Origin of the sequence: Nitrosospira sp. NRS527 (assembly GCF_018406445.1) — a bacterium.
GTDB classification, from domain to species: Bacteria; Pseudomonadota; Gammaproteobacteria; order Burkholderiales; family Nitrosomonadaceae; genus Nitrosospira; species Nitrosospira briensis.
This window is the reverse complement of record NZ_AP024515.1, coordinates 2,721,597-2,741,533: the sequence shown is the minus strand read 5'-3', so window position 1 is coordinate 2,741,533 and position 19,937 is coordinate 2,721,597. Positions and strand designations below refer to the sequence as shown.

Sequence of the window (19,937 nt, the reverse complement as noted above, 5' to 3'; positions counted from 1 at the left end):
CTGCTATAGGGGTTTCGTCTTGAAGTTTTGTCTTGAAAATCGAAAATGCGAATCTAATACTACCCTCGCGTTAAGTCAACTAATCAATTAATCAAATTTTGTCAAATTTTTTCTCGCCTGATGACCGCTAATCCTACCGATCCGCTTCCCGCGATTGAACTGGAAACCGGGGCCAGCCCAACTCATACTATCATATGGATGCATGGTCTCGGTGCGGATGGCAATGATTTCGTCCCGATCGTGGATGCGCTCGCGCTGCCTTCAGCAATACACATTCGTTTCGTGTTTCCACATGCCCCGAAGCGCCCGGTGAGCATTAACCGCGGCATGGTGATGCGCGCATGGTACGACTACGACCTGATCGATACGAATGCAGGCCTTCACGAAAATATGGAAAGCTTGTACGGGTCGCAACGGGCAGTCGAGTCGCTGCTCGCGCGCGAAAACCAGCGGGGAATAAAGTCGGAGAATATTGTTCTGGCCGGTTTTTCTCAAGGTGGAGCGCTAGCGCTCCATACCGGTTTGCGCTATCCGGAAAAACTTGCCGGCGTTATGGCTTTGTCATGCAATCTCCCTCTGCCGCAAACATTGGTTGCGGAAGCGTGCCGGGCTAATCTGCCAGCATCCGTTTTCATGGCGCACGGTGAAAGCGATGATGTCATACCGATGATAGTAGCAGCCGCGTCAAGACGGCAACTGGTCGAACTAGGCTATGCAGTGGAATGGCATGAGTATCGGATGGCGCACTCCGTTTGCGAAGAGGAGATAGTCGATATTGGCGAATGGCTGAAGCGGGTTTTGATCTGAATCCGCTCCGTGGTGTCGATCACTGTGTTTCTGAATCAAATGTTGCAACGCAGCATAATCTTTACATCCCCACCTTTCCGACTGCACAAATTGCAGTCTTCACAAAATTTTTACACGTGCGTGACACACCCTTCACGTAGACTATATTATGCTGTTTACGGGAACGCACCCGTAAACTTGTCTGCAGTTTAAACAGAAACCGGAGGAAACCCAAATGCATGCACCCACTCAACGTCTGGAAACCGATAAGCTGCCCGGCCAACTGCCGGGTTCGGTATTGGCAAAAGAAAACGGTGCTACACAACGAATCGCGCATGTCGACGACGATCCGGATATTCGCGATACTGTGAGGCGTATTCTCGATGCAAATGGATATGCAGTCGATAGCTACCAGACGATGAGTGATTTCATCGCTTCGCTACTAAAGAATCCCGCGAGTCCACCTGATCTGGCGATCCTCGATGTAATGGTTGAATCGATGGACTCGGGGCTGGAAGCCTATGTGGAACTCCGAAAACATTTTCCCGAGCTGCACATGATATTCATGACCTCTCTCGGCGAGGAAATCCGTCCTTATTTCACAGGCATATCCGACGAATGGATTTTAATCGTGGAAAAACCTGTTGACGCGATCAGCTTTTTATCGATTGTTCGTCATCGACTGGATGCCGCTGCGTAATTTCGAATTTCCAGCAGATTCTTCCTGCGGAATTTAACATGGCGATTGCCGAATTTTCCTGGGTTGCATCCAAAAATGCATCCAAAACTTCGCTTGCTTTCCCGCATGCCGGGTTAACAGGCTCGAAGCTGAGCGACGAAGTACTGATTGGTAACGCACGGTGGTTTATCATTTTTCGATGGGGAGTCATCGCTGTTCTCCTCATTTTTCAAATATTTGCGCTCGTTGCTTCAGATACGCTGACCGAAATCGGCATCACTCACCAGCAGGGATGGCCTGTTGTCATAACAGCGCTGTTATGTATTGCAAATATCAGCTGCATCTATGCGCTGGATTTTCGCAAGCGGACAAAATATAACTCCCCGTCTATAAATATCTGGGCGCAAATCATCGTCGACCTTCTATGCCTGTCGGTCGTCGTGCATTACGTTGGCAGCATTGCGACCCCGGCACCATTCTTTTATGTGCTGCACATCGCCTTATCGTGCATCTTTTTTTCGACGGTTGAGAGTCTGATCGTTACGGTTCTGGTTTGCATCATGTATTCGGTCGTTCTATTGTTTGAAAATCCGCTTCTTTTTCTGGCGCCTCAATCCGTATTGATAGACTCGAATGCATCTGGCATCAGCTCGCTTAAAATCCATACATTTCTATGGATGTTTACGCTTGACGTGCTCTTTGTCATTGTCTGGTATGTTGTTTCACGGCTGTCGATCGTCGTGCGTGTCCACGAGCGGCACATAGTGGATGCTTACGAGCAGATCAGCCGGGCACAAACAGAGAAGGACCGGTATGCCGTGCTCATGACACATCAGCTTAAAGCGCCGCTTGATGCCATTCGCAGCAAGATCAGCCTGATCAAGGGAAATTATTGCGGAGAAGTCTCGCCGGAAATAATGGATGTCATTTTGAAGGTCGATGATCGAGCCGCCGGCATGGCAGGCCTTATTCTGGATGTACTCAAACTTGAACGATTAAAGGCCGCAGCCCGTGATCCCGCTAATTTGACGTGGGTCAATATCGGGGGTGTCATTTCGAAGTGCATCGATAAATTACAACCTATTGCCAATTCGCATCACATCGATATCAACGCGTCGATCGAAGATTTTGTCGTGGAATGCGTCCCCAGTCAGCTTGATATTCTCTTCGAGAATATCATTGCAAACGCAATCGCCTATTCATATGACGGACGCTCGGTGGAGATTGGGTCTTCTTTCGATAAGCAGAGCTTATCCGCAGCGGTAACTATTATCGACCACGGTATCGGCATAGGCGATAAAGACCTCCCGCATATCTTTGACGAGTATTTTTATACTCCCAGGGCAGCGTTGCATAATAGAACATCAAGCGGAATAGGTTTATCAATAGTAAGAACCGTGGCGGAGAACAATAAACTACGCATCACGGTTTCCAGTGAGCAGAATGTCGGAACCACCTTTTCTGTCGTCTTTCAGGGCGCGAAAAGCGCCCCGACGATAGAAAAGAGCGTGCGGCAAACTGAAAGCCTTATTGCAAATCCTGCGAATTCACCCGTCGAATTGCCTGAGCCCGACAAAAATGAATCTCATCTGGCGCCTATTCATTAGAAATAACCCCCCAACACTACCTGATAAAGTCGGCGATTGAACCCGCGCATGGCTTGCACTTGGAAGCAATCGTAGCCCTTCACCGCATTATGACAGCTGCTCACTCAAGAATTTTTTCCTCATGATCTTGAGCTGGCCTCGCTGAGTTTTGCTGTCGAGCCGCTTTTTCTGCGAACTGCGCGTCGGTTGGGTGGGTTTACGATTCGGAGGCGATTCGGCTGCGCGCCCGATGAGTTCGTATAAACGTCTCAGCGCATCTTCGCGGTTTTTCTCCTGACTGCGATACTGCTGCGCTTTGATAACGACTACACCCTCCCGGGTGATACGCTGATCGTTCAGTTTCAATAAACGCTCTTTGTAAATGTCGGGCAGCGATGAGGCGGCAATGTCGAAGCGCAAGTGGATCGCGGTGGAGACCTTATTGACATTTTGCCCACCCGAACCCTGCGCCCGAATCGCCTTTATCTCGATCTCGTTCTCGATCGCGCTTATGGGGATGGTTATTTTTCTGGGATTTTCCATCATTGTTCCTGAGCAGTGGTGCGCGCGCTTCGTTTTCTACTGGCCATGCCCGGCATCATCGACATTTGAAAGGATGTCGATCACTATCTATATGGATAGCATGCACTGCTTATTTTCGCACATCATGCCAACGAGGCCTAAACGGCCTGGGCGAGAAACCAAAATCCAGCGTTGCTTCTGTGTGGTTAAAACACAGGTTAGCATTCATCCGTGTTGCCATTTCCAGCGTTGTGCCCTGCTTATCGGAAACCAGCGCCATGACATTTATCGCACCACGGAACATCCATGGCGGTACCGTTAAAAAACGGGCAGGTTTTCCCAGCGAGTCGAATATCTTCTCGACCATTTGGCGATAACTTAACGTCTCGCCACCACTCACGTTATATGCCTTGTTAAACGTGGCGGGTTGCTCAAGCGCCGTGAGGCATGCCTCCGCAAGATCATCAGCGTGAACTGGCTGGCGTAGCCCCGCCGCCTTTCCCAGCAGGGGAAAAAAGCCGTAACGCCGAATAAAACCTGCAATACGCGTTATATTTTTATCCCGAATGCAATCATAGACCAGCGTTGGACGAAATACCGTCCAGTCTGTTTCTGAAGCACCGCAAACACGCCTGATAACCTCTTCCGCATCAGCCAGGCGACATGCAAGTTGGCGCTCCCCCGCATCAGCAGAGTCCACCTTGCTGAACAGACTGGTTGAACCAAAGCCAATCACCCGTTTAATTCGCTGCAAGGCTAAAACCGGCAGCAATGGTGGCAATAACCAGAGGGGGGCGAGGTGAATGAGCGCCCGCGCATCAATCAGCGGAAATTGCTCTGCGCGGCTTATATCTGCCTCATGCCAAATTACCTGCTTACTGGTTGCTCCCACGTTTTTCCGGCCATCGCGGCTGATAGCGTGAATCTCATAGCCGGCAGCCACGAGCCTGGATAGCAGGAAATGACCGATTATGCTGGTTCCGCCCGTGACAATAATTTTATTTGAAGAAGCAAGGTCAGGCATCGTTTTATTAAACACCGAGCTAAGACCATTAAATTTTTGAGGTGCTTTACGGGGAATCCGGCGTAACGCTATTCTCGTCCCAGACCCAGTAGCCGTCCAGCGCGTCGAGCGCTATAAATTGCCGTGATTGCCCCAAAGCGCAGCCATATGCCCATCGCCACCAGCCACATCACGACGCCGGGATACTCATGCCGGAAAAATTTGCGATAGAACCGCATCATCCCCTTGTGTTTGTGCCACTCCACAAATATGGGGCGAGAGCGGCTACAGGTTCCCTTATAGTGCACAACCGGAGCATCCGGTACGAAAAGAATCTTCCAGCCTTTTTTCCGGAAGCGCATGCACCAATCCAGATCCTCGCAGTGGAGAAAATAACCTTCATCCCAAGGGCCGACATTTTCAATTGCCTTCTGGCGCACCAGCATGAGGGCGCCGGAAATGGCCTCTACCTCAAGCGGGCAGTCCGGCAATGCTTGCTTGTGCAGATGAAAATCAAAAAACAGGCGCGGCCAATAACGTTCAAAGCGATACAAGCCAAAGGCACGAACAAACGAACGCCAGGGCGTAGGCATCGCGCGGCGGCCTCCAGCCTGCTCGGTGCCATCCTGGTTGATTAACAGTCCGCCGATCATTTCTGCCGAAGGGCTTATTTCCAATACCTGAACCATGCGATGCAGCGAACCCCCACTCAGAACACAATCAGGGTTCAGGAATAGCAAATAAGGTGCGGTAGCCTGTGCGACTCCTATGTTACAGGCTGCGGCAAAACCGAGGTTCGCAGCGTTGCGAATGATCCTGAGTTTGGGTTCTTCAGGAAAACGTTGCGTGCACAGTTCAAGGCTGAAATCTGAAGAGGCATTATCCACCACCAGCACTTCGCTTGCCTGAGGCAATGCCGATTGAATGCACTCTGCGAGAATTTGCCCCGCGTTGTAATTTACGATGATGACCGAGACCTGAAGTTGATCCGTAAACGTATTTACCTCAGCAACCATCTATTTTCCATCTGTCTTGCCAACTTTGTTTGCGAGGAAGCGGTGCCTTATGGCACCCATCAATTTCCTGCACGTTGGCGACTCATGCGTTGTGGCCTGGAGCGCCCTAATGGGAGGAGCGTGCGCTAATATATGAAACATTGGGTTAAAGCCCGGCCATTCCAATCCTGTTCTGGTGAGAATTATTGTTTGTTGATGAGGACAGCAATTTTTGCCAGGACCTGAGCTAATTCGCCGGGTGAGACTTTACCTTTGTGGTTTGCCTTGCGCGCAACCCAATCAAGACTTTTGATTTGATCGGCCAGCACAGCACAGGGACGGTCGTCTGAAATAAAAACCTCGAAAGGGTAGCCTTTAACGTGAGTGGTTATCGGGCAGCACAACATAAGGCCGGTTTTGCCGTTGTAGGACGAAGGGCTAACTACTAGTGCCGGACGGTGCCCAGCTTGCTCATGCCCGGCTTGGGGAGTGAAGTGCAACCAAACAATATCGCCAGCCTCAGGTACATAGCGATGAATCATTACAAAAGCTCTTTGCCGACCGGTGTACCGAAATCAACTTCGGCATGCAGATTTTCCGGTGTTATATCGGCAAGCATCTGAGCAAGGTCGTATTTGTTTTTGTGAATCGGTTCGATGACGATGCGACCATCTTCTTCACGAATATCCACCGGATCTTCCAAGTTTAAGCGGGCAGCTTCCATGATCGCAGCAGGGATGCGAACCGATGCGCTATTGCCCCACTTTTTAACGATTACGCGCATGATGGTCTCCTATGTTGAGTCAATGTTAATACGATAGCGACAAAACCGGGATGTGTCTACATTGTCGATACTTACCGGAGGTGTACGGAGACTCACGCTGCCAACAAATAAGGCAAAGCTGTTTGCTCAGGCGTCGAATGGATTGATCACGCCAACGCCAGTAGGCGTAAAGTGCCGGGTATTCCTTGTAGCGACCTGCAATCCATGGGTTAACGCTGTGGCTGCAATCAGTAAATCGGCGCTATCGTTTCCTATTCGGGCAGAGAGCATACCCCAGCAGCGAGCTATAGCAGGTGTGACAGGTAGTACCCGATCACCGTAAAGACGCAATAAATCTTCAATCCATCGCGTGAGTGACGCGGCAAAATTAGGGTCGTTTTTTCGCTTCTTCTCAATGCCGCGTTCGATTTCGCCGATACTGACTACGCTGAGAAACAAATCGCTATCCTGAAAGCCGGCGATCCAGCGCACCACCTCTGGCGAAAGCTGGCGCTTTCGCAGCTCCGAAAGAACAACCGTATCCAGCAGAATCATGAAAAATCTACATCACGCAGCGCTAGAGAAGCACGCTCAACGTCCATCTCATCCCTCACATCTTTATCCCTTGGCATGGCCAGCAAGTGAGCGATAAATCCGGGGGCCGCAGCCCGCGCACTCCGCTGCAGAGACTCAAATGCCTGCTCGGACAGAACCACTACCGCCTGTTTGCCGTTGCGAGTAATGTGCTGGGGTTCGCCACGCAAAGCCGCATCCACCACTTGGCTGAATTGGGTTTTGGCTTCCTGAAGCCGCCATAGACTTGAACGCATTCTTATTTCCTTCGGTTTCCTTAAATTGGTCAGATTATCTGACCTGATTATGAAGCAGTTAAACAAGCCCTGTCAAGCAAAACAAATAAGATGATCAGGGTAAAACTTGCCCGCATCCCTGTCCCAAAGCGTGGGGTGCTAGTGCTGCGCTAAGGACCCTGTCCTCACCCTTCGGAGCTGCGGGCGAAGCAGACCTTACTTGATCGCGATTTTCCTTACCTGGATGCCTTCAAAGACCGATCAGAATTCCGGTGCCAATGATCGCCAGGACAAGCGCCGAAATCATCGTGTAGGCGTAGTCACGCTCGAGCAGGAAGATAGCCAACATCAGCGCCACACGCGCAACCGGCAAAAGAATGAACAGTGCCACACCGGCTCTCACGATGTCGTAGCCGCTGAGGCCGAAGCTGAGCGAATCCTCGAGCTGCGGTAGAGCGCCCAAGGCCATCCCGGCAGCAATGACGGCCGAGGCGAGCCACGTGCCGTACCAGAGCAGCGCCGCGATGATTTGTTCGTGACGCTCGTAATTGTCGGTCATGGGCTTCATGCCGGACCTCCAGGAATATGCACGCCCAAGGCGCTCAGGAGCATTTGGACAGCGAGCAGCACAAGGACAATGACAAAGAAGATGCGCAGCTTGTCAGCGGGAAGCTCCATCAGGAGGCGCGCTCCGACGAGTGCTCCGACCACCGATCCCAGTGCGACGGGGCCAGCAATGCCGATGTCAATGTCTCCTCGCACGAAGTAGGCTCCGGCGCTCGCGGCAGCCGTCACGCCGATCATGAAATTGGATGTGGCGGACGAAACCTTGATAGGCAGTCGCAAGGCGGTGTCCATCGCCGGGATCTTGAGCACGCCAGAGCCGATGCCGAGCAGCGCCGAGATCAGGCCCGCGCCGTACATCAGGGATAGGCCGAGCGGCACGCGGCCGACCTGATAAGACACGTACCGACCTGGCACATGGTCAGGAAAGCTCGAATGCAGGCGCAGTACCGTGGCCCAGCTTCCGGCATTGGGCGCGCTTGCATCGATCACTTCACGGCGTCGCGCAAGCATCTGCTTTGCAGAGACAGCCAAAATGAAGGCGAACAAGCCATACAGGAAGGAGGTCGAGACGATGCCGATCAGGAACACGCCTGTGAGCGCTCCGAGCGTGGTGGCCGTCTCCAGAACGATAGCGAGCCGGATATTGGTTAGCCGACCTTTCAAGAACGGCGCTGCGCTACCGCATGAACAGGCGATGACCGATACGATGCTTGCACCGATCGCCACGTGAATGTCTACACCAAACAGCAGCGTGAGAATCGGCACGATGAAGATGCCGCTTGCCATGCCGAGCACGCCGCCAAGCGCGCTCGCGCCGAAGGCGGCCACGAATAGCCAAAGAATAGTTGATGTTTCCATTGGAGCGACTTTCCTGGTTACGTCCGCGTGCGCGGACGCCGGGACAACCGAGTACCAAACCTGATCAGTTTGCCGCGGTAATAAAGCTTTTCGTAATCAACCGGCCGTTGCCCCTCGCCGCGAGAGATGCGTTAGATGAGGGAAATCGGGCTTTCGACCTCGACCCCCAGGGTCTGCGCGACGTGTTCGTCTGCCATGGTAGCTTCGAGTTGACATTGGGAAAACAGCCAGAATCTCCAGGTGCGGTTTACGTAGGTCAGCCGCAACAACCAATCCGAAATCCGGTATTGTCATCTGGCAGCCTCGCGCGATACCGATAGCAGGTCTGCGAGATCTGCAACACTTGTCGTTCCCGGATCTGATTGCTCGGTAAGCAGCGTTTCGAATAATTTCCGCCATTTCCAGCGCCGACCCCGGGTCTACCACGACGCGAAACAAGCCAGATCGATCCCAACGTTACAATTCAGCAGGGGAAAACGCCGGTTGAGTTAAAGTTATCTGATGCCTAAGGGGGACGGTCACTTGCCGAAAAAACGCCTGCTTATCTGTAGACCAGTACTTAAAGTCCAATGATTTTGCCCCTTCATGCAGCTCTATCGTCAACACCTGACCTTCTGGATTCATTCCCAGTGATGGTACAAGCAGGAAATGAGTAGTAGCTTGCGTTGAATGTACAACATCCGTGCGCGCATTCGGGTGAGTGTGCCCCGAAATCCAGGCTGAAATTTGGTACTTGAAGATGAGCTCAGTTAGTCGTTTCCTCGTACTTTCGTCAAAATCTATAGTGTCGTTGGGATCATGCAAGTTGCCCAAAGACTTTCCACTATTGGGCATCTCATGGGTTGCAACGATGATGTTATAAGTCCGGTGATGCTTAGCCAGCTGCTCTTCGAACCAATGGAAGTCATCTTCGGAGATCCCGCGCGTCTTTAGAGTTCGTGGATCGAAACTGAAGAAATTATTCATCGACAAAAGCAGAAAGCATGTATTGCCAACGAAGAAAATGTTATTTGTGCTTCGTGTTTCGGTGCCCGCAAACGTCGATAAGAAACTGGCTATGCCGCGTGCCTCCGTGAAGCCCTGACGTACGGCGGTGGAAGATTTAGCAAATGAGGCTGCTAGTGGTTCTACTAGCTGGATGAAGTTTCGTCTGGCATCCACATCCTTTACAACCCCTATGTGCGACCTATTTGAAGTGTCTCGATCGGGCGTCTCTATAAGAAGAATTTGTTGCCCCTCTACGAATTGCTTAGCGTCTTTAACAAACAGTCTGGTATCCCCCTCCTTCGCGGAGGTTCTAAGAAAACTCTCGACTTCAGGCATGAAGGCAAAAAATTTCCCTTGGATCTCCGGGTAGTTGTAATATATATAATCATGATTACCCATCAATGCGTACTGTTTCACGGACGCATGATTGCGAATAATCCAATTTACCCATGATTTCGCTATATCCCATTCGGAAGGCAAGAAATCAATCACGTCGCCCAGCCAAAGCAGATGCGTTGGCCGAACGTCCTCATGCCCAAAGACCTGCTTTATGCGCCCAAAAGAATTAATGTTCCACTGAAGGTCCCTGTCCTTGGCATCATCTACGGCATGAGTATCGGAAATGAAGACGACACGTGCAGTCGCCTCGTTTGAGCGAGATCGAATAGCAGGGTTACCCAAGGCAGTTGATGTCGGGATACCCAAAGCAGTTAATGCCGCAACTGCCACTATCGCTATTTTAGCTCCACTTATCACCACAACACCTCTGAACTAATGCAAGACGACACCGTAGGCCCCTCGCTTTTTAAGACTAATCGGTACGCCGCCCATTTATAGCTGCACTTAGAAGTAGTATTTACTTGACTTTTGAAACTGACGAACGTAGCGCCAGAATACCCGATAACCTTCTGCCAGGTTTAAGCGCTCAGCGTCGATGACTGCCACTCGGTCTAACGAGCTTGAGGAGAAGCCAGAACGGCTCAGCCGTGTCACAAGACAAAAACACCTGCTTGATTAAACCGGCTCTCCCATGAATTTTCCTTTCTGAACCGTGCGGTATTATCCGGGCTCGTGCGATGGGCCAACGCCTGGTTGACGATATCAGTCATATTTGAGTCGCGGTCGATAAGGTATACGCCTTGATCCTCACCTCTGGAGGTCATTTCTCCAAAAGCGGAGCTCAACACGGGTAGCCCCAAGGCCCGGTATTCGTAGAATTTGATCGGATCGACAGAAGCGGTGAGCGTGTCTTTTTTGAACGGAATCAAGCCAACATCGAACTGACGCATTGCCCGCAGCGCCTCTGGATGGGGAAGCGCCGGTTCCGGACGCACATTATCCGGCAGCGGTATTGGGGATCGCACATACATGGGGCCGATGAGCCGCAATATAGTCTCGGGATGCGAGTTCGCCAGGGCGACGACAAGCTCCCAGTCGAACCAGTGCCCAATGGTGCCAAGGTAGCCAATTACCAATGGCTGCTCCTCATTCAGCGGTCGCACTGCCGGCACTTCAGGCATTCTTTCCGCTGCACAAGCGTTCAGAACGAGGCGGACATCCCGCGCCAGGTACGCCAGTCGATCCCGCAATGCGGATGATGATGTCAGCACCCTGGATACCCGGCCTGCCATCTTCCGCTCCCGCTTTGCCATTGCATGACGTGACCAGCCTTTATAGAAAGCCGGATAATCATCCATCGCATCATAGAAAGACGAGATGAAGGCTCTCTTTGAGAGCAATCGCAACGCCAGCGCCGTGGGCTTGCCGATACCGAGTACGGTCGAGCTGTCCGCGAACCGGTCAACCGCCAATTCAACATCTCCCCAGAACAGACAATTAACCACTTCTGAAAACGGCAGCGGCTCTATCGGTAATGCTTTTGGTTTTACGACTGTCAGCCAGGCGGGAATACCCCGCGCCGTATCGCCACATTTGGGCCGTCGAACCAGCACATCGGACAAGGCCGGGAATCGGCCCGGGTAGGGATCGATCCACAAAACCTCGCTTCCAGCGAGCGAATGAAAATATCGGACGAGTTCGTGCGGTCGCTGGGAAAAACTACTCCACGGAACGGGGGAAAGATAAATCAGCCGCATGTCGCGAAATAGTCACGCAATACCGCTGCGATACGGCCGGCTGCCTTGCCATCCCCATAAGGCGAGACGCCGCGAGCCATTTTTTTATAAGCCATCTCGTCATCCAGCAAATGTTGCGTTACAGCCGTGATTTCTTCGAAATCCGGGCCCACCAACCGCACCACGCCCTCCTGGACAGCTTCGGGTCGTTCGGTCTCGCGGCGTAGGACCAACACGGGCTTACCCAAAGCAGGCGCTTCTTCCTGTATCCCTCCTGAATCGCTCAGAATCAGATAGGCATGTTTCATGGCTGCAACGAACGACAGATAGTCCAGTGGTTCGCAAAGCGTAATCCTTGGATGATCACCTAAAACTTCAGAAGCCATATTATATACATTTGGGTTTGGATGCACCGGGTACAACACCTGCACGTCCTCATTGCGCTCCACCAGTGCCAGAATAGCGCGGCAAATTTCCCTGAAAGGTTCGCCAAAATTTTCCCGGCGGTGTGCCGTCACCAGAATCAGGCGGCGAGCGGGATTGAGTACGAAGGGAAGGGAAGCATCACGTTCAGCCACGCTCAACAGCGCATCGATCACCGTGTTGCCGGTTACGAATATGTCTTTGTCTGCGATACTTTCTTTTAGCAGATTCTGCCTGGCACTTTCCGTAGGTGCAAAATGCCACTTCGCCAATCTTCCCGTCACCACGCGGTTCATCTCTTCAGGAAATGGATTCGCCATATCACCGGTACGCAAGCCAGCTTCAACGTGCCCAAACGGGATCTTGTGATAAAAACAGGCAAGAGCGACGGTCATCACCGTGGTTGTGTCGCCTTGAGCAAGCACAGCGTCAGGTTTTTCGGCTAGAAGCACATCGTCGAGATTGAGCAACAGGCGTGCAGTAAGAGTTGTCAGCACCTGATTGGTACGCATGATATCAAGGTCGATGTCGGGCTTGATATCAAAAATGTGCAAGACCTGATCCAGGAGATTTCGATGCTGAGCGGTTGCCAGGATTCGGCATTCGATATTGGGATATTTTTTTAGCGCAAGAACGACCGGGGCCATTTTTATAACCTCGGGGCGTGTACCTACAGCGCAAAGAATTTTGTAGGTCATTTTCTATTTTTCGAGGGTAAGAGAGCGCCGAATTGATAACAGGGTGGATAAAAGCGCAGACTTTTCTCTTTAACAGACCTTAAAATTATCCGCCCTCGCCCAAGATAACGCGCCGTCTCACTGTTGAGCGAGACCAAGTAATCGTCCCCTGCTCCTGCGGCACTTTCTTGACCCTTCATGCATATCCGGGAAATTTACCTTGGCGCCAGAAAGATCCGTACCGCCCTGACTATAGGAAGCAATATGAGACGCAACCATGGTATTTGATTCACGACGAGTCTTAAGCTCTCAATCTTTAACTCGGCATGATGGATAACAACACATGAGATGTCCTGCCAGAATCTCCTTCCGCCTATGTTACGGATCTCAGATAAACCGGTGTCCGGGAACATGGCAAACCTTCGTAAACCTATCTTTGCATTCTGAGTGGCCTGGAGAAACGCGTGACCATATAAGCGGTCAGGCTCAAGATGACACCCCTCAGCCCATTCATTCCACGCATTGATGAACACGAGTTCGTTTTCGTCATTTCTATTCGATTGTTTTACCAGATCAATAGTGGATGCGAGCCAGCATTCATAATTTTCAGGGGTGCCATTCAGAACAACGAACGCACGCTCTTTAATGCGCGCCGTATTATCCCATGATGGAAATACAGTTTTAAAAACACGCGGGGCGCTGTAAATTCTGTTGAGATATGACCGGGCAATTGTTTCATATTGCATGAGATTGCCACGAAAAGCGTTAAAAAATTTTACCTGGTTATTTATATTGGCCGTCCGGGGATTGTGCGGAGGAAACTCTACGCCGCTGTCAAATCCAAACCCGGCGTATTCCTCATTCCCGTGTGTCAGCGCGGCGCCTATATGTATTTCGCCCAGACCAATCGAGCGGCAGTAATCTCGCCAGACCACAATACTTTTACTAACATCCGGAAGGCCTTGGGGTCTATATACGCAAAAATACGGCTTCCCATCTACACGAATATAGCGCTTGTCCTGAAAGAACGGTATCAGAGATTTGATGAAATTAAGATCATCATCCGGCAGATATTCCTGGGCTATCAAAATCTCCTGCTCAGCCCCATCCCAACGCCGCGTCCAGTTTTCGTTAGCCCAGCATAGACAAAACGGCATATCGCTTCCCGGGTCGGAAAGCATGTCGTCCAGCGGCAAATTCAATATTCGTTTTCCCGAAAACCAGTAGTAGTGATAGCAAAACCCGTCTATACCATACTGTTTTGCCACCTTGATCTGATCATGCCTCGTTTCACGCACACGCAAGTCATAGAAACCAAAGTCAGTTGGAAGATGTGGTTGGTGGTGGCCTGCGAAAAGAGGTTCGGCTTTTGTGACGTTAGTCCATTCGGTGAATCCTTTGCCCCACCAGCGGTCATTCTCGGGTGTTGGATGAAACTGGGTAAGATAAAAGGCTATTAATCTGGGAGCAGGTTGATCGGGCTGATCGCGAAATTTCGAAATTTCGTTATCGTCTCCCGATGACTGATGACGTATCGTCATAGGTTTATTCCGAATAACTTGAGGCTGCTTCGGATGTGCTGTTTTTGCCAGGGGCTCAAGTGTTGCGCTATTCGTTTTCTCCATGATGCTGGGCTTGTTATAACGGTTTGCGCGAATTGTTGTTCAGGTGGGACTAGCGACACAACGTTACCGGGATAGCTGAGGGGCACAGCTTTGACCACTACCTGGTACACATCGGCATAAGCACTGGTCTTTATTGCATCCTGTACCGTTGGCGGCAACATAGACCAGCTTGCAGCAAATTCAGTTTCTTCCGGCGGTTTAATGACATATCTTACATCAACGATTTTAAGTGCGGCCTGAGCGAATAATGCCTCAATGTTCTTGAAGCCAAAGAAACGAATATGCGTACGGTCGAGCAAACCCCAATCCCGGTATTCGAAATCGCTATTTATCAGGCATGACACCACGGCTGCATGGCCCACGTGAGGCAGCGAAATTACGAGATAGCCGTTCGAACCGATGTAAGAAGCCATGCGTTTCAGGGTGGTCCAGGGGTCATATAAATGTTCAAGTACATCGGCTGCCACCACAACATCAAATGGTTCTAAACTATCAAGCACATGCGGCCATTCTTCCGAGTTCAAATCGGCTTGCATGATCTTCTCACAATAGGGAGCTGCCCTTTTTATTGCATCGGAGTCCAGTTCTATACCCGTTACCCGACATTTTCCCTGTTGCGCAAGAATTTTAGTGACTGAACCGGGTCCGCAGCCAATTTCCAGTACTCGTTTAGAAACCCCGACCAGATGCATCACATGCACAGGTGCAGTTTGTCCAGCAAGATCAACCGTATATTCGTAAACGTGTTGTTTTCCCACATTCATACTGTGCCCTCCGTGCTATTAATTGCTGGCCAAGACGAATCCCTGGTACTTCAATGAATTTGTAAGTAAATCTAGCAACTATAAGAGTTGCAGCAATTATCAAAGCCGCACAAACAAAAAATGCGTACGCTCCAAGATGCGGTAAAAGAGCCTCGTAACTTCGTATTAGATAGTCTTTCAAGAATGTAATAGTGATGGGGTGAATAAGGTAGATGCTAAAACTTTGCTCGCCACAGTATTCAAATGGTTTATTAGCAATTGCAAAACTCGGCCTCAGGCTCTGCCATATACATAATGCAGTTAAACTTAGCCCCCAAGCCACGATATCCCATCTTGCGTCGTTATAAAGATACTTCCCCATACCAAAAAATATCAGCGCACTGATGGAGGCTACTGCTATCAGCGAAATAATGAATCTCGTAAAACCGGCCTCTTTTTCTAGCAAATGGCTGACTCGGTAAGCATATATCCCCATGGCAAAGAAACATAAATTTGGGCCGAACGCAAAATAACTCCAGTCCCACTGCGTCGGGGAAGTGGCGTTTACATGCTGGGTGTGGAGTGCCGAGCGAATTAAGCCACTAACAACGATAGCGAAGAACAAAAATATCAGAGCAGATTTATGATTTCGAAGAGTTAAAAGAAGTACCGGAAATATCGCATAAAAAATCATTTCAACGCCAATAGACCACCCTCCCCAGACGAACCCAGAGAAAGAAACGAATCCAAAAGTGAAAGTCAAATTAAGAAAAATGCTTGTCAAATCTGTAACGATTCCGCCCGAAAAAGCTTGGCGACCAATTTCGAAGGCGGCTATAAAATAGAATAGTGGGACTATCCTGAAAAATCGCTTAATGAAATAATTTATTATCCAATCTTTGTCGGTAGTCTTGTATTCAGTAGAGTGCATTAATGAAAATGCACTCAGAATAAAGAAAAGATGGACACCGTATCCAAAATCTCTCCCAATAAATTGGAAAGAAGCCGGCGGCTTAATTCCGGTTAAGTGCTGCAAGTGGAAAAGTACTATTCCTAGTGCAGCTATCCCCCTGAGTCCATGAATACCTGGTAGTAACCGTTTTTTTTGAATAATCGCCGAGTCGAACTCCTTCATGGCTATTTTCTATTTTTCTCATTAAATAGAATAGCCTCACAGCCAGGCACCAAAGTGCCTCCCTCTTAATAAATAATGATCGGCAATATTAAAATTATCTGTTGGCAATTCCCCATAACCTTTTTTTACAGTGACAGAATTATGATTTACAACTATTTCGGTAATGAAATCCGGTCTGCTAGCGGATAACATGAATAGCTCAATAAGCAGATTGCTCAGGGCGGTTTTACCATAAAAATAAGAATTTTTACTTTGCCAGGGATCATTGGCCCAGTGTGCCCAAGCCCAATCCTCAATGATATAAAGACCGTCTGGGGTTAAGTATGGGAAGCTGATATTGAAAGCGTCGCGGGTTTCTTCATATAAATGCGAAGCATCATCAATAATAAGATCAATGTCCCTCTCGGGAAACTCGAACGACAATATTCTTTCCATGGTTGGGCGATCTGCCTGACTTACGCCATAGTATGGCTTGATAACGTCGAGCTTGCTATGGCGGGCTATATAGTTACTCAGCGCAGGCACGGGCACGGGCATGTAGTCGATCGCTGCGATCTTGATCGGCTGGAAAATTTGGTCATACAAAGCCACGCTACCGCCTTTGAATATTCCCATTTCGAAAATCTTGCTGATCTTTTGCTGGCGCCCAATTTCAACTGATTTTTCTACCATATGCCGAGGTTTTCCAAGAAGAAAATCGTCTGCTGTTGAGCTTCCACCATGCAATTCAGCGGTGTCCCAAGCAAGATGGAAGTTCACTTCATTGATTTGCAGGTGTAAGTCATCCTTCCAAATAAGCATGGGTGGGTTCCTTTCCGCAATTGGAATTTGAATTTCGGATTTTTTAATAAACGATTCTTTAGTTCTCGATACTTCTTGATTCAATAAATTGTTGTCGTGCACGGGCGGTGTGTGGACAAGCCTTTGTGGTATTGTGGAAGGTCCTGACTTAGACTGATCAGCATTTCGTTCAGCGGCTATCGGTGCATCATTTAACCTAAGGGAATTGATGATGTTCTTTGCAGCGCGTATTGGTTTTGTTACTTTCCAACTGGTGGACGACAGAAGTGCTGTTACTTTCTCATTCAGCTCAACAATTTGCTTGTTGCGCTCGGCGACCTCTTGAATGCACTTAGTGGTTTCCTTATTGCCATCGAAAATGACCTGGTTGAGTTGAATAATCTGTTTATCACGCTCTGCAATGGTTTGGTTGAATTTTTCAATTTCGCTGGCATTGGCCGCAACAAGGCTCAACAGATCGGCAAAACGGGGAACTATTCTAATGTCGTAGATTTCTCTAAAAGGTAGAGACTTTAAACCGATACATTGTAAAGAGATTTTATCGATAACCGATACCGCGCCGCTCGCAAGTTCATGTTCTACGGGCTCAACATTTCTTGATAAACTTATACCGACATAAATGTAATTCTTGCCGACGGCAACTCCTCTTGAGTATCCAGGCAGTAGAATAGTATTAATTATATTTTTTCCATCGTATACATGGAGTTTCTTTTCTTCCGAGCTACAAAAATATAGAAGATCACCTTTTACAGTCAATGAGTGGGGTTGCGATAAGCCGCCAATCAATGTTTCACCGGTATGGACATCAATAATCGCCCCAAGCCCTAATGTGCCGTTCTTATACTCTCTATGTTTTTTAAAACGTCCAAATAAGGATGCGATCAGCTGGCCCTGATAAATTGCAATGCTGTTTAAGTGTGCGGAGTCGTTTTCTCCCGGTAAATTCCATGCGTTTATACGCTGATAGTTGCTATTAAGGCATACAACTTCGTTGTCGTACGTTGACGCCAGATAAATCTTGTCATCTTTTAACAAGACATCGTGAATATCCAGTGGGCGTGGGGATATTTCAATTTGCCGAGCCAAGCCATTTTTTGCCTCTGTCAAATAACGGCCTCCGTTGTCTTGGTTTACCCAAACAAGCTCTGATTTTCCAAAACAAATTCCAGTCGACGGCTTCGTATTTATAATTATTGCGTCACTGCTTCCCTCCAGATACACCATTCCACCCAAGCCCGGACAAGAAACAAGTAAGTTATCTTCGATAGCACAATCATTCAATTTTTTGTCCTGAGAAGAATTCAAATACAAAAACCACAATTATTTTCCGTGCCCTAGACTCGATAATTGATGCTAAATTTTTTTTAGATAAATATTATATTGGGTGAGCATTCAAAATCTACATTCCCTATCGCCATTGTTTCATCATTTGGCAGAACTCTGAACATCTCGATATCGAGCAACCTGTGCAGATGAACCTCAGAGCCATTATGCAACGCGCTAACCCCCGCATTTAGAAAGTATATGCCGTTGTTTAATATGCACTTGAATTGGAACTCCACCTGGATACGTGAACCATCCAATACAATTTGAATGCTATTGGATAAATTTCCGGCAGATATCGCACCGCCCAATTCCACTCCCGAGATTGTTTTAATCAGCATTCCAAAACGAACATTATTGGCGTTGCATTCAAAACGCACCGTATAGACGTATCGATAAATTCGACCGCAAACCAAATTATTAACACGTTTACCGGTAAGTGTCAGAATTTGAGGCGACTCAATATAAGCGCCGCGCGATTCATACTCTACTGTACTTTTAGGCTTCAGGTACGGATCATAGTTTTCTTGAAGATCGGCATTTGCTCGTTTTGCAACGTCTGAAACATCCGAGTGCATGTCACTTTTTGATGTGATCGATAGCAAATCAATTGTCGGCGTGCCGCGTATGTGGTCACGAATGACCGATCGCTTATCGTGCGGCGCAAATAGCATCTTATGATACAGCCCAACAATTTGTTTTGGCGTTCCTATAGCGAGTTTCTCCCCGCCATCTATCAGCACGGCACGATTACATAGTTCAACAATCGTGGCTCCCGAGTGAGACACGAATAAGACAGTGGCACCTTTATTTTTTATGGCTTCAATTTTGGAATAGCATTTACGCTGAAAAAGCTCATCGCCTACCGCCAACGCTTCGTCAACAATCAGAATTTCCGGGTCGAGGTTGACGGCAACTGCAAATGCCAGCCGTATATACATTCCGCTTGAATAAGTCTTGACCGGCTGTTCGATAAACTGCCCAATGTCAGCAAAAGCGGCAATGTCATCAAACCGGTCATCGACTTGCTTCTTGCTCAAGCCGAGCACGGCTGCATTCATGTATACGTTTTCGCGTCCGGTGAATTCCGGATTAAAGCCGGAGCCGAGTTCCAGTAACGCAGCAATGCGGCCTCTGGTTTCTACAGTTCCGCCAGTAGGTGCCAGGGTGCCGCAGATGATTTGTAAAAGCGTTGACTTGCCTGAACCGTTGCATCCAACGATACCTACCGTTTCACCTTTATTGATTTCAAACGAAATATCCTTGAGCGCCCAGAATTCCCGAAAATACTGTTTGATGGGTTTTCCTAATAAACATTGCATGCGTGGTGCAACAAATTGCTTAAGACGGTCGTGAGGCGAACCGTAAATCTGATAGCACTTAGAAAGGTTTTGGATGCGGATGGCGATATCGCTGGAATTCATCATTAAGTTGTTGTTTTATGGGTTCCATCTGTTCTTACGCCCCTGCCGAGGTGCATCATATATATCCGGTCGGGCAACCGGGGGCATCAATAATGTCGTGATGACAACGCCTTACACTGAAATATACCTGTCTATTAATGCCGAGTTGGCTTTACA

Annotated in this window: 21 protein-coding genes; 4 read left to right on the top strand and 17 right to left on the bottom strand. The window is 49.1% G+C overall.

Going from position 1 to position 19,937, the window contains the following annotated elements; genetic code table 11:
• The first annotated feature begins 120 nt into the window (after positions 1-120).
• The 3 genes from KJS40_RS12255 (at position 121) to KJS40_RS12245 (ending at position 3,072) form a co-directional block, all read left to right on the top strand.
• Entirely contained in the window at positions 121-807 is a 687-nt protein-coding gene (locus KJS40_RS12255; protein WP_213538120.1) for an alpha/beta hydrolase-fold protein, read from the top strand.
• A gap of 214 nt (positions 808-1,021) precedes the next feature.
• Positions 1,022-1,486, top strand: a complete 465-nt coding sequence (locus tag KJS40_RS12250; RefSeq protein WP_213538118.1) for a response regulator — start codon at positions 1,022-1,024, stop codon at positions 1,484-1,486.
• Between the two features lie 38 nt (positions 1,487-1,524).
• Entirely contained in the window at positions 1,525-3,072 is a 1,548-nt protein-coding gene (locus KJS40_RS12245; RefSeq protein WP_213538116.1) for a HAMP domain-containing sensor histidine kinase, read from the top strand.
• Between the two features lie 87 nt (positions 3,073-3,159).
• Here the strand turns inward: KJS40_RS12245 and arfB are convergent, their stop codons facing one another.
• The 9 genes from arfB to KJS40_RS12200 all read right to left on the bottom strand — a co-directional run bounded on the left by arfB (position 3,160) and on the right by KJS40_RS12200 (position 8,568).
• Positions 3,160-3,594, bottom strand: a complete 435-nt coding sequence (arfB, locus tag KJS40_RS12240) for an alternative ribosome rescue aminoacyl-tRNA hydrolase ArfB (protein WP_213538114.1) — start codon at positions 3,592-3,594, stop codon at positions 3,160-3,162.
• 109 nt (positions 3,595-3,703) lie between these two features.
• Positions 3,704-4,597 (bottom strand): NAD-dependent epimerase/dehydratase family protein, encoded by an 894-nt coding sequence (locus KJS40_RS12235; protein WP_213538112.1) that lies wholly within the window; start codon positions 4,595-4,597, stop codon positions 3,704-3,706.
• 68 nt (positions 4,598-4,665) lie between these two features.
• Positions 4,666-5,592 carry a glycosyltransferase family 2 protein gene (locus KJS40_RS12230; protein ID WP_213538110.1) on the bottom strand — a complete coding sequence of 309 codons (927 nt, stop codon included), beginning with the start codon at positions 5,590-5,592 and terminating at the stop codon, positions 4,666-4,668.
• A 182-nt stretch (positions 5,593-5,774) separates the two neighbouring features.
• Positions 5,775-6,113 (bottom strand): endoribonuclease MazF, encoded by a 339-nt coding sequence (mazF, locus tag KJS40_RS12225; RefSeq protein ID WP_213538108.1) that lies wholly within the window; start codon positions 6,111-6,113, stop codon positions 5,775-5,777.
• Positions 6,113-6,355 (bottom strand): AbrB/MazE/SpoVT family DNA-binding domain-containing protein, encoded by a 243-nt coding sequence (locus KJS40_RS12220; RefSeq protein ID WP_213538106.1) that lies wholly within the window; start codon positions 6,353-6,355, stop codon positions 6,113-6,115. Before KJS40_RS12220 ends, mazF begins: the two co-directional genes overlap by 1 nt.
• A gap of 126 nt (positions 6,356-6,481) precedes the next feature.
• A complete protein-coding gene (locus KJS40_RS12215; protein ID WP_213538104.1) occupies positions 6,482-6,889 on the bottom strand; it encodes a type II toxin-antitoxin system VapC family toxin in 408 nt (135 codons plus the stop codon).
• Positions 6,886-7,164 (bottom strand): type II toxin-antitoxin system Phd/YefM family antitoxin, encoded by a 279-nt coding sequence (locus tag KJS40_RS12210; protein WP_213538102.1) that lies wholly within the window; start codon positions 7,162-7,164, stop codon positions 6,886-6,888. The genes KJS40_RS12215 and KJS40_RS12210 overlap by 4 nt, the downstream gene beginning before the upstream one ends.
• Positions 7,165-7,393: 229 nt before the next feature.
• A complete protein-coding gene (locus KJS40_RS12205) occupies positions 7,394-7,711 on the bottom strand; it encodes a DUF1634 domain-containing protein (protein WP_213538101.1) in 318 nt (105 codons plus the stop codon).
• A complete protein-coding gene (locus KJS40_RS12200; protein ID WP_213538099.1) occupies positions 7,708-8,568 on the bottom strand; it encodes a sulfite exporter TauE/SafE family protein in 861 nt (286 codons plus the stop codon). Before KJS40_RS12200 ends, KJS40_RS12205 begins: the two co-directional genes overlap by 4 nt.
• Here KJS40_RS12200 and KJS40_RS12195 point away from each other — a divergent pair.
• A complete protein-coding gene (locus KJS40_RS12195; RefSeq protein ID WP_213538097.1) occupies positions 8,559-8,888 on the top strand; it encodes a hypothetical protein in 330 nt (109 codons plus the stop codon). The two genes, KJS40_RS12200 and KJS40_RS12195, sit on opposite strands and share 10 nt — an antisense overlap.
• Before the next feature lie 136 nt (positions 8,889-9,024).
• On the opposite strand, the gene KJS40_RS12190 is transcribed toward KJS40_RS12195, so the two are convergent.
• From KJS40_RS12190 to KJS40_RS12155, 8 genes are all read right to left on the bottom strand, one after another.
• Positions 9,025-10,284 (bottom strand): metallophosphoesterase family protein, encoded by a 1,260-nt coding sequence (locus tag KJS40_RS12190; protein WP_213538095.1) that lies wholly within the window; start codon positions 10,282-10,284, stop codon positions 9,025-9,027.
• 260 nt (positions 10,285-10,544) lie between these two features.
• On the bottom strand, positions 10,545-11,651 hold the full coding sequence (locus KJS40_RS12185; protein ID WP_213538093.1) for a glycosyl transferase: 1,107 nt from the start codon (positions 11,649-11,651) through the stop codon (positions 10,545-10,547).
• The gene (gene wecB / locus KJS40_RS12180) at positions 11,642-12,751 is read right to left on the bottom strand and encodes a UDP-N-acetylglucosamine 2-epimerase (non-hydrolyzing) (protein ID WP_213538091.1); all 1,110 of its coding nucleotides are present in this window, start codon (positions 12,749-12,751) and stop codon (positions 11,642-11,644) included. The genes KJS40_RS12185 and wecB overlap by 10 nt, the downstream gene beginning before the upstream one ends.
• Before the next feature lie 194 nt (positions 12,752-12,945).
• Positions 12,946-14,271, bottom strand: coding sequence for a glycoside hydrolase family 99-like domain-containing protein (locus KJS40_RS12175; RefSeq protein ID WP_213538089.1), 1,326 nt, complete (start codon positions 14,269-14,271; stop codon positions 12,946-12,948).
• The gene (locus KJS40_RS12170; protein WP_213538087.1) at positions 14,268-15,119 is read right to left on the bottom strand and encodes a class I SAM-dependent methyltransferase; all 852 of its coding nucleotides are present in this window, start codon (positions 15,117-15,119) and stop codon (positions 14,268-14,270) included. The genes KJS40_RS12175 and KJS40_RS12170 overlap by 4 nt, the downstream gene beginning before the upstream one ends.
• Complete coding sequence (locus KJS40_RS12165) at positions 15,079-16,233, bottom strand: acyltransferase (RefSeq protein WP_213538085.1); 1,155 nt, start codon at positions 16,231-16,233, stop codon at positions 15,079-15,081. Before KJS40_RS12165 ends, KJS40_RS12170 begins: the two co-directional genes overlap by 41 nt.
• A 36-nt stretch (positions 16,234-16,269) precedes the next feature.
• Positions 16,270-18,315 (bottom strand): DUF4915 domain-containing protein, encoded by a 2,046-nt coding sequence (locus tag KJS40_RS12160; RefSeq protein ID WP_213538083.1) that lies wholly within the window; start codon positions 18,313-18,315, stop codon positions 16,270-16,272.
• 83 nt (positions 18,316-18,398) lie between these two features.
• On the bottom strand, positions 18,399-19,781 hold the full coding sequence (locus KJS40_RS12155; protein WP_244859593.1) for an ABC transporter ATP-binding protein: 1,383 nt from the start codon (positions 19,779-19,781) through the stop codon (positions 18,399-18,401).
• Positions 19,782-19,937: the final 156 nt, after the last annotated feature.

What these genes read in the sequence shown, in the direction of transcription:
- KJS40_RS12255 (WP_213538120.1), top strand. Translation starts at nt 121, where the DNA reads ATGACCGCTAATCCTACCGATCCGCTTCCCGCGATTGAACTGGAAACC.
- KJS40_RS12250 (WP_213538118.1), top strand. Translation starts at nt 1,022, where the DNA reads ATGCATGCACCCACTCAACGTCTGGAAACCGATAAGCTGCCCGGCCAA.
- KJS40_RS12245 (WP_213538116.1), top strand. Translation starts at nt 1,525, where the DNA reads ATGGCGATTGCCGAATTTTCCTGGGTTGCATCCAAAAATGCATCCAAA.
- arfB (WP_213538114.1), bottom strand. Translation starts at nt 3,594, where the DNA reads ATGGAAAATCCCAGAAAAATAACCATCCCCATAAGCGCGATCGAGAAC.
- KJS40_RS12235 (WP_213538112.1), bottom strand. Translation starts at nt 4,597, where the DNA reads ATGCCTGACCTTGCTTCTTCAAATAAAATTATTGTCACGGGCGGAACC.
- KJS40_RS12230 (WP_213538110.1), bottom strand. Translation starts at nt 5,592, where the DNA reads ATGGTTGCTGAGGTAAATACGTTTACGGATCAACTTCAGGTCTCGGTC.
- mazF (WP_213538108.1), bottom strand. Translation starts at nt 6,113, where the DNA reads ATGATTCATCGCTATGTACCTGAGGCTGGCGATATTGTTTGGTTGCAC.
- KJS40_RS12220 (WP_213538106.1), bottom strand. Translation starts at nt 6,355, where the DNA reads ATGCGCGTAATCGTTAAAAAGTGGGGCAATAGCGCATCGGTTCGCATC.
- KJS40_RS12215 (WP_213538104.1), bottom strand. Translation starts at nt 6,889, where the DNA reads ATGATTCTGCTGGATACGGTTGTTCTTTCGGAGCTGCGAAAGCGCCAG.
- KJS40_RS12210 (WP_213538102.1), bottom strand. Translation starts at nt 7,164, where the DNA reads ATGCGTTCAAGTCTATGGCGGCTTCAGGAAGCCAAAACCCAATTCAGC.
- KJS40_RS12205 (WP_213538101.1), bottom strand. Translation starts at nt 7,711, where the DNA reads ATGAAGCCCATGACCGACAATTACGAGCGTCACGAACAAATCATCGCG.
- KJS40_RS12195 (WP_213538097.1), top strand. Translation starts at nt 8,559, where the DNA reads ATGTTTCCATTGGAGCGACTTTCCTGGTTACGTCCGCGTGCGCGGACG.
- KJS40_RS12200 (WP_213538099.1), bottom strand. Translation starts at nt 8,568, where the DNA reads ATGGAAACATCAACTATTCTTTGGCTATTCGTGGCCGCCTTCGGCGCG.
- KJS40_RS12185 (WP_213538093.1), bottom strand. Translation starts at nt 11,651, where the DNA reads ATGCGGCTGATTTATCTTTCCCCCGTTCCGTGGAGTAGTTTTTCCCAG.
- wecB (WP_213538091.1), bottom strand. Translation starts at nt 12,751, where the DNA reads ATGACCTACAAAATTCTTTGCGCTGTAGGTACACGCCCCGAGGTTATA.
- KJS40_RS12175 (WP_213538089.1), bottom strand. Translation starts at nt 14,271, where the DNA reads ATGACGATACGTCATCAGTCATCGGGAGACGATAACGAAATTTCGAAA.
- KJS40_RS12170 (WP_213538087.1), bottom strand. Translation starts at nt 15,119, where the DNA reads ATGAATGTGGGAAAACAACACGTTTACGAATATACGGTTGATCTTGCT.
- KJS40_RS12165 (WP_213538085.1), bottom strand. Translation starts at nt 16,233, where the DNA reads ATGAAGGAGTTCGACTCGGCGATTATTCAAAAAAAACGGTTACTACCA.
- KJS40_RS12155 (WP_244859593.1), bottom strand. Translation starts at nt 19,781, where the DNA reads ATGAATTCCAGCGATATCGCCATCCGCATCCAAAACCTTTCTAAGTGC.